The organism is Allobosea sp. NPDC055594 (genome assembly GCF_053618995.1).
In genome coordinates this window covers 212201-225443 of record NZ_JBSHIO010000003.1, presented here as the reverse complement: position 1 = coordinate 225443, position 13243 = coordinate 212201, and the positions used below count along the sequence as shown (strand labels likewise).

Here is a 13243-nt window from a genome sequence, read left to right as displayed (position 1 = left end):
GCTTCGCCGCGCCAGAAAGTGACGTCCTGCGGCTCAGCCGCGCCAGCGCGCGAGCGCGTCGGCGATGGTCTGGCTGCCGGAGACGCCCTTCTCGAAGGTGATGATGCCGCGTCGGCCGGAGGCGAAGCGAATCGGCAGGTCGATCCAGGGCCTCGTCTGGAGCAGGTCGAGATTGCGATCGGCCTCGACCTGGACATTCGACAAGGCCGCGACGAAGAGGTTCTCGCCGAGCGCCGAAGAAATCGCCGAGAGCGGCGCGCCACGCTCGCCCTCATCGGTCTTGAACTGTGGCACGCCGACTTCCCGGACCGTGTCGCTCGCCGCTTCGCCGGTGGTGGTGAAGCGCATGCCGATGATATGCGAGGCCGGGAAGGCCTGGTCGGTGTTGCGCCGGATGGTGAAGTCGAGCGCGAGGCCGGCGTCGGGAATCTCGACGGTGGCGCGCACGATCGTCTCGACCGGCTGGCCCTGGCCGACGGTGTCGCTGTCGAGCCGCCAGAAGACGCGGCCGGGGACGGTGCGCGGCTGCTGCGGCGCGTCCGGAACCTCGATATAGAGCACGGCGCGCTGGGCGACGGCGACGTCGCTGGCGGCGCCGGGAACGGCCGGGCCTCGCTGCGGGGCCCCTTGCGAGGAAGCGGGTGCCTCGGCCCCGGCCCGTTCGCTGATCTTGCCGGACTGCTCGGCCGGCGGCTGGGCCGACGCTTCGGCGCGGGGCCTGACGGTCGGCTCCGGCGGCGGGTTGATCTTGTTGACGTAATAGGCCGCGCCGGCGATCACCGCGACGGCGAGCGCGACACCGGCACCGACGACGGCGGTGCGGACATGGCCGGGGTTGACGCCGCGCGCACGTGGCGGGGCGACGCGCGGCCGGGTCGGGACCGTCTCCTCGCGTATCGCCGGACGCTCGTCGAAGATCTGTTCGGCCACCGGAGCGGGAGCAGGGGAGGGGCGTGGCTCTGGCGGGTCTCGCTCCGGCACCGGGAGCGGTGCGGGAGCGGGGTCGCGCCGCTCGTCCGCGGGCAGCGGCGGAAAGCTCGGTTCGATCGCCTCGGCGAGCGCGATCTCGGCCTCGATGCGCGAGACCGCCTCGTCGAGCGAAAGCCGCTCACGGGTGATGTCGGCCTCCGAGAGCGGAGGATCGAGGCTGCGCAGCTGTGAGAGCAGAGCGGCGCGGGCCCGGTCATAGACCGCCCGACGCGCCTCGGGCGACTTGTCGGTCAGCCCGGCAATCGCCCGCGCCAGAATGGGGTGGAAATCGGCCATTGGCCTCAAATGTCCGTGTTGTTCCGGTCCGTCAACCCTCGAACGGATTCTGGACCAGGATCGTGTCGTCGCGTTCCGGGCTGGTCGAAAGCACCGAGACGGATGCTCCGATCAGTTCCTCGATGCGGCGCACATATTTGATCGCCTGGGCGGGAAGGTCGGCCCAAGAGCGGGCGCCGGCGGTCGAGCCTTCCCAGCCGGAAATGGTCTCGTAGATCGGCTCGACACGGGCCTGATCGCGCTGCCCGGCGGGCAGATGCTCGAGGACCTGCCCGTCGAGGCGATAGCCGGTGCAGACCTTGATCTCGGCGAAGCCGTCGAGAATGTCGAGCTTGGTCAGCGCGATGCCGTCGATGCCGGAGGTCTTGACGGTCTGGCGGACGAGGCAAGCGTCGAACCAGCCGCAGCGGCGCTTGCGGCCGGTGACGACGCCGAATTCCTTGCCCTTCTGGCCGATCAGCTCGCCGATCTCGTCGTGGAGCTCGGTCGGGAACGGTCCTTCGCCGACGCGGGTCGTATAGGCCTTGGCGATGCCCAGCACATAGCCGACGGCGGAGGGGCCGAGGCCCGAGCCGGTCGCAGCCTGGCCGGCGACGATGTTGGAGGAGGTGACGAAGGGATAGGTGCCATGGTCGACATCGAGCAGGGCACCCTGGGCGCCCTCGAACAGGATGCGCTTGCCGGCGCGGCGCTCGGTGTCGAGCAGGGCCCAGACCGTGTCGGCGAAGGGCAGGATCTCGTCGGCGATGCCGAGCAGCTGCGCGAGCAATTCCTTGCCGTCGATCTCGGCGATGCCGAGGCCGCGGCGCAGCGCGTTGTGATGGGCCAGCAGCCGCTCGATCTTGGCTTCGAGGATCGTGCGGTCCTTGAGGTCGACGACACGGATGGCGCGGCGGCCGACCTTGTCCTCATAGGCGGGGCCGATGCCGCGCTTGGTCGTGCCGATCTTCAGCGTGGTGTTCGAGGTCTCGCGGAAATGGTCGAGTTCGCGGTGCAGCGGCAGGATCAGCGTCGCATTGTCGGCGATCCGCAGATTGGCAGGGCTGATCTCGACGCCCTGGGCACGCAGCCGGGCGATTTCCTCGACGAGATGCCAGGGATCGACGACGACGCCGTTGCCGATGACCGAGAGCTTGCCGGGGCGCACGATGCCCGAGGGCAGCAAGGAGAGCTTGTAGACGACGCCGTCGATGACGAGCGTGTGGCCGGCATTGTGGCCACCCTGGAACCTGACGACCACATCGGCCTGGCTCGACAGCCAGTCGACGATCTTGCCCTTGCCCTCGTCGCCCCACTGGGCGCCGACCACGACCACGTTCGCCATGGCGGTGACCTTTCTCTCGCTGCCGAAGCCCGACAGCGGAAGTGGCATCACTTCCGCGACCGGGCCATGCTCCAGAACGGGCCGGCGCGAAACTCGCTTCGGACAGCCGATTCGGGCCGAAGCGAAAGCACACCGACGCAAGGCGCCCGCACAAACGAAAACCCCGGCGCAAGGCCGGGGTTTCGGGGAGGTCCTTGCAACCCCTCTTCCTCCAAGAGCATGGCGAGGTCAAGGCTGAGACCGGGAAAACCGGGGAAGAATTGGCTGCGCACCGGTCGATTCCGCCCGTCGCTAGGCGTTGACCGGTCGACAAGGGCGGCGTTTGGTCGCCCCTTCGCGGCAACATCCCGCGCTGTGCTTCCTCCCGGTGCGGGCACTCGTGCCGGCTGGTGAGGGGCAGCCCTGCGGCTATCGCTGTTGCCCGGGCGGGCGAGGAGGACTAACCCGGGCTCATCCGTCATGCAGGGGCCCGCTACCGATGCAACCGATCGCCATTTCGACGCTGACCATTTGCGGCATCGAAGAGCTGCCGGCGCAGAGCCAGCGCAAGGTCAGCCATGTGCTCTCGCTGCTCGATCCGGACCTGCCGGAGCTCGAATCCTTTCTGGCCTATGAGGCGCATGAACGCACGACCCTGCGCTTCCACGACATCATCACGCCGCAGGAAGGCCGCGTGCACCCGACGCAGGCGCATGTCGACGAGATCCTCGGTTTTGGCGCGAAGCTGCGCGAATCGGCGGAGCAGCGCCACGAGGGACATCTGCTGGTCCACTGCCACATGGGCATTTCGCGCTCGACCGCGGCGATGCTGTCGCTGATCGCGCAGGTCCACGCCGACGAGAGCGAGGATGCGCTGTTCGCGCGCCTCCGCGCGATCCGGCCGCAGGCCTGGCCGAATTCGGTGATGATCGGCTTCGCGGATCAGGCGCTGAAGCGTCGCGGCCGGCTCACGGACGCGCTGCGCCGGCATTATGCGCTCCAGCTCGAGGCGCAGCCGCGCTACCGCCAGTGGATGGCCGATCTCGGCCGCGGCGCCGAGGTCGAGATGGCGGGCTGAGCGGCCGGCTATTTCCACATCACCAGCGCTGCCCCGCCCGTGCGGATATCGGCCAACGGCATCATCTGCCGGCCGATCCGCCATGGGTTCATGCACCAGACGCGATAGCCACGGAAATTGGGATTGTCTTCGCTGAAGCCGATGAAGACGCCATAGGCGACGATGGTGTGGGCGACCTCGCCATCCGTGTCGGGGAGGTTATAGGCGATCAGCATCGGGCCCCGCGCCTTCGCCTGGCGCCAGATTTTGTCGATCGTCAGATCGTCGATATCGGCGCCCTTGCTGCCGCCATAGGCCTTGAACTGCAGCCCCCAGCGCTTGACGACCTGGGTCCAGCCACGCGTCGTCATCCCTTCATTGTCCTCGTCGAGCGCTCCGGCGACCTTCCTGTAGTCCTCCAGCGCCTGCCAGAGGCTGATCGTCTTCACCCGGGGGATGGCCTGGGTCCAGGAGGAGAGGGCGGCTGCCCAGCAATGATAGCGGCTCGTGTTCTGCAGGATGACGATCGGACGCGGGATCGCTTCGTACTCGAATGAAGACTGGGTGATTACCGCAGAGGTGACGTCGTCGACGATGCCCGTGACCGTCAGGTTCATCATCGCCTGGAATTCCCTGACGCGCTTTTCGGTCGTGGCGTCGAACTGACCATTGGTCTTCAGCGCGGCGCGGTTGGCGTTCGCCGGCATGCGCAGATTGAGCTGTTCCTGGATCGTGAAGACAAGGGGCCCGGTCGAGCCCTTCTTCTGGATCATCGCCGCCTCCTGCATCGCTCAGGGGAGACCGGCCGGTGCTCGCACGGCCGCTTCGGCGAGCAGCTTGGCAGCGACATTTGCGGAGTCAATTCAAGGTTGCGCCATGACCGGGCTGGGCTTCCCGATCGCGAGACAAGCCTGTGTCCCGCTTCGTCGCGGGGTAGCCGGATCGCGTTGGCGAACGGTGTCGAAAGGGGCGCCAGTCTTCCGAAGCATGGCTGTTTTGCCGCGTTTGCAGAGTGATCTGGCGGCGATCGGCCCTATGAATTCAAGGGACGGCGGATGGCGATGGCACGGGCCATGCTTCAAAAACAGCCGCAAGCAGGGGAACGCGACCATGACGAAGCTCGACGACTGGCTCGGCCAAAACCATGCCGAGTTCACGACGATCCGCCGCGACATCCACGCCCATCCCGAGCTCGGCCTGGAAGAGCATCGCACGGCCAGGCTCGTCGCCGACAAGCTGCGCGAATGGGGCGTCGAGGTCACCGAGAATATCGGCCAGACCGGTGTCGTCGGCGTCATTCGCGGCAAGGGGCCGGGCCAGCGCGCCATCGGCCTGCGGGCCGACATGGACTGCCTCGCCCTCGAGGAGCTGACCGGGCTGCCGCATGCCTCGAAGTTTCCCGGCCGGATGCATGCCTGCGGCCATGACGGGCATACCACCATGCTGCTCGCCGCCGGGCGCTACCTCGCCGAGAATCGGGATTTCGGCGGCACGGTCAACCTGATCTTCCAGCCGGCCGAGGAGGGCCGCGGCGGCGCCAATGCCATGCTCGCGGACGGGCTGTTCGAGCGCTTCCCCTGCGACGCCATCTACGGTCTGCACAACACGCCGGGCGTGCCGGCCTCGCATTTCGGCACGGCGGTCGGCCCCTTCCTCGCGGCGGCCGATTCCTGGAAGGTGAGCTTCCGCGGCGTCGGCGGTCATGGCGGCTCGCAGCCGCACCGCTCGACCGACATCACCTATGCGCAGGCGCATTTCGTGCTCGGCCTGCAGGGCATCATCGGCCGCAATGTCGCGCCGCTCGACACCGCCGTGATCAGCGTCGGCTTCATCCATGGCGGCGACGAGAACGCCTCGAACGTCATCCCCTCCGAGCTCGTCATCGGCGGCACGGCGCGGACCTATTCGCAGGAGGTGCGGGCGCTGGTCGAGCGCCGTATCGCCGAACTCGCGGCTGCGACGGCGCAGGCCTGGGGCTGCGAGGCGGAGGCCCATTACCATCGCGGCACCAGCCCGCTGGTCAACGCGGCCGAGCAGGTCAAGGTCGCGGTCGCAGCGGCCTCGTCCGCCGTCGATCCCGCGCATGTCAACGGTCAGATGCTGCGTGGCACCGGCGGCGAGGACTTTGCCGAGATGATGCTGGTCTGCCCCGGCGCCTTCATGCGCATCGGCAACGGCGTCGAGGCCGACGGCTCGTTCAAAGGGCTTCACACCCCGCTCTACGACTTCAACGACGCGATCATCCCGGCCGGCGTGCGCTACTGGGTCGGCCTCGTCGAACAGGAACTCGGCCAGGGCTGGCAGGCCGTCGCTGCCGAGTGAGGCCGTCATGGTCGGGCTTGTCCCGACCATCCACGCCTTCGTCGGTCGCATGCGGGGTCTAAGACGTGGATGCTCGCCACAAGGGCGAGCAGGACGGAAAACGCAGCGCGCCCTCTCATCCGGCCGCTGCGCGGTCATCTTCTCCCGCAAGGGGAAAGGGCTGCTACCGCCGCGTCTGGTCGAAGATCACCTCGCGGTCGCCGGGATATTTGATCCGGTAGGCGAGGCGGATCTCCTTCTGCGCGCCGGGAGCGAGCTCGAAGCTCCAGGCCGAGACGCCGCGCTTGTCGCCGACCTGCTTCTCGGTCGGCGGCGTGCTCTGCGACAACAGCTCGACGGTGATCGCGCTGTTCTCCGAGAAGGGCACGCGCTCGATCACGGTGAGCTTCACCGGCTGGGCGTGCAGGCTCTTCACCACCGTCTTGAACTCACGCTGGTCGGTGCGGGTCGAACCGAGCCAGCCGGAATCGTTTTCGCGCCGGCGCACCGGCGCGCGCGTCACCTTGATGCGGTCATCGGCGCCGAAGCCGAGCTCGACCTTGTCGCCGGGCGCGACCTGCCGGAGGCGCCCCTTGCCGATATAGGCGCCGTCACGGTGCAGATAGACCTCGCCGGCGAGCAGCGGCGCCTCGTCCTCATGGCTGAAGCTCGCCTCGAGATAGGCCTTCTCCTCCAGTTCCGGCGTGGCGCGGGCGGCGAGCTCGGGTTTGAGCTTGCCTTGCGTCAGCACCACCGCCTTGCTGGAGCCGTCCGGCGGGATGGAGACCCGGCCCGGGACCATGAAGCTCGCCTGATAGGCGCCGGCGCTGATGCCGGCGGTCTGCACCTCGGCCTGCTGCTTCTGGAGGGCGTCGGCGGCGGGCTCCGGCGAGGCGGGGACGGGGGCTATCGCCAGAGCGGGCGGCCGGCCCGCGCGTTCGGCTTCCTGCCGCAGGGCACGCGCGCGCTCCTCATAGACCACCGGCGGCTCGTAGAAAGCGATGCGCAAGGGGCTCAACTCCGGCGCCCGCGTTCCTTGCGCCGAGCGTGTCGTCGAGAGTTCGACAGCGACCTCGCTCCAGTCCTCGCCGGTGCGCTGGCGCAATTCGGCGCGGCGGGTGAAGGCGATCTCGGCGCCGCCATTGGCGTTGTCGGTGGTCAGCCTAGCCTCGTAGACCGGCAGCCAGCTCGCACCCGAGACGCGGTAGCTGACCGCGATCTCGGCCGCGACCGGCGCCTTCGCCTCGACGGCGATGGCGACCTCGCGCCTGGGCTGGCCGGCGCGGGCGCCATGCGGGCGGGCCTTCTCCAGCGCCGCGATCTCGGCGTCGAGATCGGAAATGCGGTTGCGCAGGGTCAGCAATTCGCCCTGTACCTTGACCAAGGCGGTGCCGATCGCATCGAAGATCGCCGGCCAGTCGGTGACCGGCAGCGCCTTGCCGTCGGGGCCGAGCTTGTCGGGGCCGGTCCTGCCGAAATTCTCGATCGTCGCGCGCTTGGCCTCGACGGCGCTGACCTCGCCCGAGAGCTTCGCCTTCTCGCCTTGCAGGGCCCTGATCTTGCCTTCCAGGGCGGCGTCGACGGCAGGGCGGGCCTCGCCGGGAATCTGGCGGACATCGACCGCGCCGATCGTGAAGGGGCCGTCGCCTTCCGCCTCGACCCGGATCGAGGCGGGATCGACGGTCGCCGGCAGGCCGCGCAGCACGATCTGCGAGACGCCCTGCAGGAGGGCGGCCTTGCCGAGGCGGGTTACCACGGCGCCGTCCGGATAGACGGTGACGCGGTCGATCTGCGAGGCGAGCTCGATCTCGGCGGCGCCGGCCAGGCCCGGGGCGAGAAACAAGGCTGCGGCCAATCCGGTCTTCATCATCATGCTGTCCCCCGACAAATCACGCGGCCGCGATTTGCCCGAGGGATTTCGGCGCGGCGAGGGCGGAATTGGGCCGGAAGGTGGAAAGGCGCCGCGAGGGCATGACCACCGCCCGGCGACGATGGCAGCCTCTTGCCGTCGCCAGGACGGTTTTCGCTGCGTCAGGGGAGCGAGGGATGCATGAGTTCGAAACGCGAGGAGGCGCGGGAAACCCCCCGCCCTTGCGGGGACGGGCAGGGGCGGGGGGCGCGTGATCTTTCCGTCATGTTCGCCCTTGTGGCGAGCATCCACGTCCTGGAGCACGACAGCTGACCAGGGAAGACGTGGATGGTCGGGACGAGCCCGACCACGACGTGAAAGGCCTGTGCGACGCCTCATCCGGCCCTGCGGGCCGCCTTCGCCCCCAAGGGGGGAAGGAAATCAGCTGCGCAGGCCCGGCGCCTCCTGGCCGGTGCTGGCGACATATTCGGTGTAGCCGCCGCCATAGAGATGGACGCCTTCCGGCGTCAGCTCGAGCACCCGGTTCGAGAGCGCCGCCAGGAAATGCCGGTCGTGGCTGACGAAGAGCATGGTGCCCTCGTATTGCGCGAGCGCCGTGATCAGCATTTCCTTGGTGGCGATGTCGAGATGGTTGGTCGGCTCGTCGAGCACGAGGAAGTTCGGCGGGTCGTAGAGCATCTTCGCCATGACGAGCCGTGCCTTCTCGCCGCCCGAGAGGAAGCGGCAGCGCTTCTCGACATCGTCGCCCGAGAAGCCGAAGCAGCCGGCGAGCGCCCGCAGCGAGCCCTGGCCGGCCTGCGGGAAGGAGCCTTCCAGCGACTCGAAGACGGTGGCGTCGCCGTCGAGCAGCTCCATGGCGTGCTGGGCGAAATAGCCCATCTTGACGCTCGCGCCGATGGCGACGGATCCGTCATCGGGCTTCGATGAGCCGGCGACGAGCTTCAGCAGCGTCGACTTTCCGGCGCCGTTGACGCCCATCACGCACCAGCGCTCCTTGCGACGGACCTGGAAGTCGAGTCCCTCATAGATGCTGCGGCTGCCATAGCGGACATGGACGTTCTTCAGCGTGGCGACGTCCTCGCCGGAGCGCGGCGCCGGCTGGAACTCGAACTGCACGGTCTGGCGGCGGCGCGGCGGCTCGACCCGGTCGATCTTGTCGAGCTTCTTGACGCGGCTCTGCACCTGCGCGGCATGCGAGGCACGGGCCTTGAAACGCTCGATGAAGGCGATCTCCTTGGCGAGCATCGCCTGCTGGCGCTCGAACTGCGCCTGCTGCTGCTTCTCGGCCAGCGCCCGCTGCTGCTGGTAGAATTCGTAATCGCCGGAATAGCTGGTGAGGCTGCCACCGTCGATCTCGACGATCTTGCCGACGATGCGGTTCATGAACTCGCGGTCGTGCGAGGTCATCAAGAGGGCGCCGTCATAGCCCTTGAGGAAGCTCTCCAGCCAGATAAGGCTTTCGAGGTCGAGATGGTTGCTCGGCTCGTCGAGCAGCATGGCGTCCGGGCGCATCAGCAGGATGCGGGCGAGCGCGACGCGCATCTTCCAGCCTCCGGAGAGCGCGCCGACATCGCCCTCCATCATCTCCTGGCTGAAGCCGAGGCCGGCGAGCACCTCGCGGGCGCGGCCGTCGAGCGCGTAGCCGTCAAGCTCCTCGAAGCGGCCTTGGACCTCGCCATAGCGGGCGATCAGCGCCTCCATCTCGTCGACGCGGTCGGGATCGCCGAGCGCCGCCTCGAGCTCCTTCAGCTCGGCCGCGACAGAGCTGACCGGGCCGGCGCCGTCCATCACCTCGGAGACGGCGCTGCGGCCGGCCATGTCGCCGACATCCTGGCTGAAATAGCCGATGGTGGTGCCGCGATCGACCGAGACCTGGCCCTCATCCGGGAGTTCCTCACCGGTGATCATCCGGAACAGGGTGGTCTTGCCGGCACCGTTTGGACCGACCAGGCCGATCTTCTCGCCCCTCTGCAAGGCGGCCGAGGCCTCGATGAAAATGATCTGGCGGCCGTTCTGCTTGCCGATGCTTTCGAGGCGAATCATGGTGTCCGGGAGGTTTTCGAGATCTGGAATTGCCGCGCGTTTACAGGCTGCGGGACGCGCACGGAACCCCGCAGCGTGCCGGATCAGCCCCTTGCGCTGCGCGCGACCATGGCGGCGATCGTCTCGAACAGCTCGCGCTTCGCCTCGTCGGCGCCGATCTCTTGCGTCGCCGCTGCGTGCGACAGGGCTTCGGCAGCGCCGAGCATGGCGCGTAAGCCGGCGGTCGGGATCGTCCTGCCGGCGGCGAAGGGCGCGAGCAGGCCCCGGCATTTTTCCAGGAAGATCAGGTCGCAGTCGCGCTTGACGGCGGCGAGCTCGGGTGAGCCGGCAAGCGCTGCCATGACGCCGGGGATCTCGCGCCCCTGCGCCAGCACGCAGTCGACATAGGAGGAGGCGATCGCGCCCGCCTTGCCCGCGAGGCTGGCCTCGCTGCTTTCGAGCGCTGCTTCCATGACCGCGTATTCGCGCATGTCGAAGTCGCGGTAGAGCGCGATCAACAGGGCGCTGCGGGTCGGGAAGTGGCTGTAGACCACTGGCTTGGTCACCCCGGCCCATTCGGCCAGGCGCCCGAGCGTCAGGGCGTCCGTTCCTTCGTCGCCGACGATCCGCCAGGCGGTCTCGATCAGCTGGCGCTGGCGCTCCTCGCGCGTCAGGCGCTGACGGCGTGGCAGGCTGGGTTCCGTGCTTGACATGTTTTATATACCAAAAGTAACTTACTAAAAGTATATAGCGATCGACCGCCGATCGCAATCACAGCGGAGATTTCGCATGCACGCCCTCGTCGTCGTCGCCCATCCCGATCCCGCCTCGCTCAGCCAAGCCGTGGCGCAGAAGCTGGCCGAGGGCGTCTCCGGCGCCGGTCACAGCGCCGAGATCGCCGATCTCGCCAGGGAGGGCTTCGATCCGCGCTTCACGCTGAATGACCTCGCCGCCCATCGCCGCGAGATCGCCCAGCCCGCCGATATCGCTTTCGAGCAGATGCGGATCGACCGGGCCGATGCGCTGGTACTGGTCTATCCGGTTTATTGGTGGTCGATGCCGGCGCTGATGAAGGGCTGGATCGAGCGCGTCTTCGCCAATGGCTGGGCCTATGACGAGCTGGAAGGTGGGAAGACGGTGAGGAAGCTGCAGCACCTGCCGGTCCATCTCGTCGCGGTCGCCGGGGCCGACCTGCGCACCTATGCCCGCCACGGCTATTTCGGCGCGATGCGCACGCAGATCGACCACGGCATCTTCGGCTATTGCGGCGCGCCGGTGGTGACCTCGGAACTCTTGGTGCCGGTGCCGGAGATGTCGGAGCATCTCGATACGGCGCGCGTGCTCGGCGGCAGGGTGTTTGCGTCGGCAGTGAGCAAGGTGGCCGACGCTGCGTAATCTATCGTTCCAGGCGTCGCGATGTCCGTCATGGTCGGGCCTGTCCCGACCATCCACGTCTTCTTCGTGCGAATGAGGTGTTCAAAACGTGGATGCTCGCCACAAGGGCGAGCATGACGGAGAAATTCAAGCGCGCCCGCGCAGGCTCGCCTCTGGCTTCACCCGCATCTCCAGGAAGTTCCTGAGCTCGGTCACGCGCCTGACCGGGTCGAGCACCTCCTCGTCCAGCCCATGCGCCCAGGCGAGATCGCGGCGGGCGGGATCGGCGTCGAGCGCATCGAGATCGGCGAGCCAGCCTTCCGTGTCGGCCTCGTCGCGGCGGAAGCCGCGTTCGATCAGCGCCTTGCTATGCCGGCGCAGGATCGTGGCGATCAGGCGCAGCGAGAATTCCGGATGGTACTGCACGCCCCAGAAGGTCCCACCGTCCTGGCGGAACTCGGCCGCCTGGATCGGGCTCATCGTGTTCGTGGCGAGGATGGTGGCGTCGTCCGGCGGGGCGACGATGCTGTCGAAATGGATCGCCGGCGCGTCGAAGGCGGCGGGGCGGCCGGCGAGCAGGGGATGCGCGGCGCCGGCCTCAGTCTTGGCGATGCGGCGGGCGAAGCCGATCTCCAGCCCGTTCGGATTGAGCGCGACGCTGCCGCCGGCGGCGACGGCCGCGATCTGGATGCCCCAGCAGGAGCCGAAACAGGGCGTGCCGCTCTGGTAGATCGCCCGCATCAATTCGATCTGCCGGGTCACTGCCGGTTCCGGGCTGTGGATGTGCAGGGACGAGCCGGTCAGGGCGATGCCGTCATAGGAGGCGAGCCCGCTGCCATCGGGCAGATTGGCGCCCTCGTCGGCGGGCAGGCAGATGTCCGTGACCAGAGAGGGCTCGATCCGCCGGAGCTCGGCGGCATAGGCCTCGCCCGGTGTCGCGCCGCTGTCGCGCGCGTACTCCTCGCGCTGTGCGCGCTTGTAGCCGTCGACGACGAGGACGCGGAGCGGCTTGTGGGCGAACAGATTCATGGCTTCCTCGGCACGATTGCGTGTGGCGACGGGCTGCGTTGCGCCTCCTCTCATAGGAGAAGCGCTGCCTGCAAGGCTATGCAAGCGCTCCGCAGATATGAGGATCGTGCATCTTGCAGCCGGCCGCCTCCCTTCCTCAGCGAATCTGGGCCAATGCCTATCTTCTGCTGACGCTGACCACCCTGCTCTGGGCCGGCAACGCCGTCGCCAGCCGGCTCGCCGTCGGCCATATCGCGCCGATGACGCTGACCTCGCTGCGCTGGGTCCTGGTCTGCGCCGTCATGCCCTATCTGTTCCGGCAGGGGCTGCGCGAGCACTGGCCGGTGCTGAAGGCGAACTGGCTCAAGGTGACGCTGCTCGGCACCTTCGGCTTCACCGCCTTCAATACGCTGATGTACATCGCGGCCTATTCGACCACCGCGATCAATATCGGCATTCTGCAGGGCTCGATCCCGGTCTTCGTGTTGCTTGGTGCCTTTCTCGCCTTTCGGACCCCGATCGGCGGGCTGCAGGCGCTCGGCGTCTCCGTCACCATTCTCGGCGTGCTCGTCACGGCGAGCCGCGGCGACTGGCATACCCTGCTTCAGCTCAGCTTCGTGCCCGGCGATCTCTGGATGATCATCGCCTGCCTGCTCTATGCCGGCTACACCGTCGGCATCCGCACGCGCCCGCCCATGCCCGGGCTGATCTTCTTCACCGCGATGGCGATGGTCGCCTGCCTGGTTTCGCTGCCGCTTCTCGCGGCCGAGATCGCCACCGGCGAGGCCTTTTGGCCGACGCCGACCGGCTGGCTGATCCTGATCTATGTCGTGGTGGGCCCCTCGCTGGCGTCGCAGCTCTTCTTCATGCGGGCGATCGAATTGATCGGTCCCGGCCGCGCCGGTGTCTTCGTCAACCTCGTGCCGGTGTTCGCGCCGGTGCTTGCGGTGCTCATCCTCGGCGAGCACCTCGCGCTCTATCACGGGCTGGCGCTGGCGCTGGTGCTCGGCGGGATCTGGATCGCGGAGCGCAGGCGCTGAGC

At 68.0% G+C, this 13243-nt stretch carries 11 protein-coding genes; 4 read left to right on the top strand and 7 right to left on the bottom strand.

Annotated features, from left to right (window positions below):
• Positions 1 to 33: 33 nt before the first annotated feature.
• On the bottom strand, positions 34 to 1266 hold the full coding sequence (locus ACWGRX_RS08205) for a serine/threonine-protein kinase (protein WP_452117140.1): 1233 nt from the start codon (positions 1264 to 1266) through the stop codon (positions 34 to 36).
• Positions 1267 to 1297: 31 nt separating this feature from the next.
• Complete coding sequence (locus ACWGRX_RS08200; protein WP_452117350.1) at positions 1298 to 2590, bottom strand: adenylosuccinate synthase; 1293 nt, start codon at positions 2588 to 2590, stop codon at positions 1298 to 1300.
• 478 nt (positions 2591 to 3068) lie between these two features.
• On the opposite strand from ACWGRX_RS08200, the gene ACWGRX_RS08195 reads away from it, so the two are divergent.
• Complete coding sequence (locus ACWGRX_RS08195; protein WP_452117139.1) at positions 3069 to 3647, top strand: tyrosine phosphatase family protein; 579 nt, start codon at positions 3069 to 3071, stop codon at positions 3645 to 3647.
• An 8-nt stretch (positions 3648 to 3655) separates the two neighbouring features.
• Here the strand turns inward: ACWGRX_RS08195 and ACWGRX_RS08190 are convergent, their stop codons facing one another.
• Positions 3656 to 4399 carry a peptidoglycan-binding domain-containing protein gene (locus ACWGRX_RS08190; RefSeq protein ID WP_452117138.1) on the bottom strand — a complete coding sequence of 248 codons (744 nt, stop codon included), beginning with the start codon at positions 4397 to 4399 and terminating at the stop codon, positions 3656 to 3658.
• A 337-nt stretch (positions 4400 to 4736) separates the two neighbouring features.
• Between ACWGRX_RS08190 and ACWGRX_RS08185 the strand changes: the two genes are divergently transcribed.
• Positions 4737 to 5948, top strand: coding sequence for an amidohydrolase (locus tag ACWGRX_RS08185; protein ID WP_452117137.1), 1212 nt, complete (start codon positions 4737 to 4739; stop codon positions 5946 to 5948).
• A gap of 163 nt (positions 5949 to 6111) precedes the next feature.
• Here the strand turns inward: ACWGRX_RS08185 and ACWGRX_RS08180 are convergent, their stop codons facing one another.
• The 3 genes from ACWGRX_RS08180 to ACWGRX_RS08170 form a co-directional block, all read right to left on the bottom strand.
• Positions 6112 to 7800: a mucoidy inhibitor MuiA family protein gene (locus ACWGRX_RS08180; RefSeq protein WP_452117136.1), complete on the bottom strand. Its 1689-nt coding sequence runs from the start codon at positions 7798 to 7800 to the stop codon at positions 6112 to 6114.
• Between the two features lie 417 nt (positions 7801 to 8217).
• Positions 8218 to 9840 carry an ABC-F family ATP-binding cassette domain-containing protein gene (locus ACWGRX_RS08175; protein ID WP_452117135.1) on the bottom strand — a complete coding sequence of 541 codons (1623 nt, stop codon included), beginning with the start codon at positions 9838 to 9840 and terminating at the stop codon, positions 8218 to 8220.
• Positions 9841 to 9923: 83 nt separating this feature from the next.
• Positions 9924 to 10532: a TetR/AcrR family transcriptional regulator gene (locus tag ACWGRX_RS08170; protein ID WP_452117134.1), complete on the bottom strand. Its 609-nt coding sequence runs from the start codon at positions 10530 to 10532 to the stop codon at positions 9924 to 9926.
• A gap of 76 nt (positions 10533 to 10608) precedes the next feature.
• Here ACWGRX_RS08170 and ACWGRX_RS08165 point away from each other — a divergent pair, with 76 nt between their 5' ends.
• Positions 10609 to 11214 carry an NAD(P)H-dependent oxidoreductase gene (locus ACWGRX_RS08165; protein WP_452117133.1) on the top strand — a complete coding sequence of 202 codons (606 nt, stop codon included), beginning with the start codon at positions 10609 to 10611 and terminating at the stop codon, positions 11212 to 11214.
• A gap of 126 nt (positions 11215 to 11340) precedes the next feature.
• Here the strand turns inward: ACWGRX_RS08165 and ACWGRX_RS08160 are convergent, their stop codons facing one another.
• Positions 11341 to 12222, bottom strand: coding sequence for a type 1 glutamine amidotransferase (locus ACWGRX_RS08160; protein ID WP_452117132.1), 882 nt, complete (start codon positions 12220 to 12222; stop codon positions 11341 to 11343).
• A 113-nt stretch (positions 12223 to 12335) separates the two neighbouring features.
• Here ACWGRX_RS08160 and ACWGRX_RS08155 point away from each other — a divergent pair, with 113 nt between their 5' ends.
• Positions 12336 to 13241, top strand: coding sequence for a DMT family transporter (locus tag ACWGRX_RS08155; protein WP_452117131.1), 906 nt, complete (start codon positions 12336 to 12338; stop codon positions 13239 to 13241).
• Positions 13242 to 13243 lie beyond the last annotated feature (2 nt).

Bases quoted from the DNA above. Each gene is read 5' to 3' on its own strand.
- ACWGRX_RS08195 (WP_452117139.1), top strand. From the start codon at position 3,069: ATGCAACCGATCGCCATTTCGACGCTGACCATTTGCGGCATCGAAGAG.
- ACWGRX_RS08170 (WP_452117134.1), bottom strand. From the start codon at position 10,532: ATGTCAAGCACGGAACCCAGCCTGCCACGCCGTCAGCGCCTGACGCGC.
- ACWGRX_RS08165 (WP_452117133.1), top strand. From the start codon at position 10,609: ATGCACGCCCTCGTCGTCGTCGCCCATCCCGATCCCGCCTCGCTCAGC.
- ACWGRX_RS08180 (WP_452117136.1), bottom strand. From the start codon at position 7,800: ATGATGATGAAGACCGGATTGGCCGCAGCCTTGTTTCTCGCCCCGGGC.
- ACWGRX_RS08205 (WP_452117140.1), bottom strand. From the start codon at position 1,266: ATGGCCGATTTCCACCCCATTCTGGCGCGGGCGATTGCCGGGCTGACC.
- ACWGRX_RS08160 (WP_452117132.1), bottom strand. From the start codon at position 12,222: ATGAATCTGTTCGCCCACAAGCCGCTCCGCGTCCTCGTCGTCGACGGC.
- ACWGRX_RS08200 (WP_452117350.1), bottom strand. From the start codon at position 2,590: ATGGCGAACGTGGTCGTGGTCGGCGCCCAGTGGGGCGACGAGGGCAAG.
- ACWGRX_RS08190 (WP_452117138.1), bottom strand. From the start codon at position 4,399: ATGATCCAGAAGAAGGGCTCGACCGGGCCCCTTGTCTTCACGATCCAG.
- ACWGRX_RS08175 (WP_452117135.1), bottom strand. From the start codon at position 9,840: ATGATTCGCCTCGAAAGCATCGGCAAGCAGAACGGCCGCCAGATCATT.
- ACWGRX_RS08185 (WP_452117137.1), top strand. From the start codon at position 4,737: ATGACGAAGCTCGACGACTGGCTCGGCCAAAACCATGCCGAGTTCACG.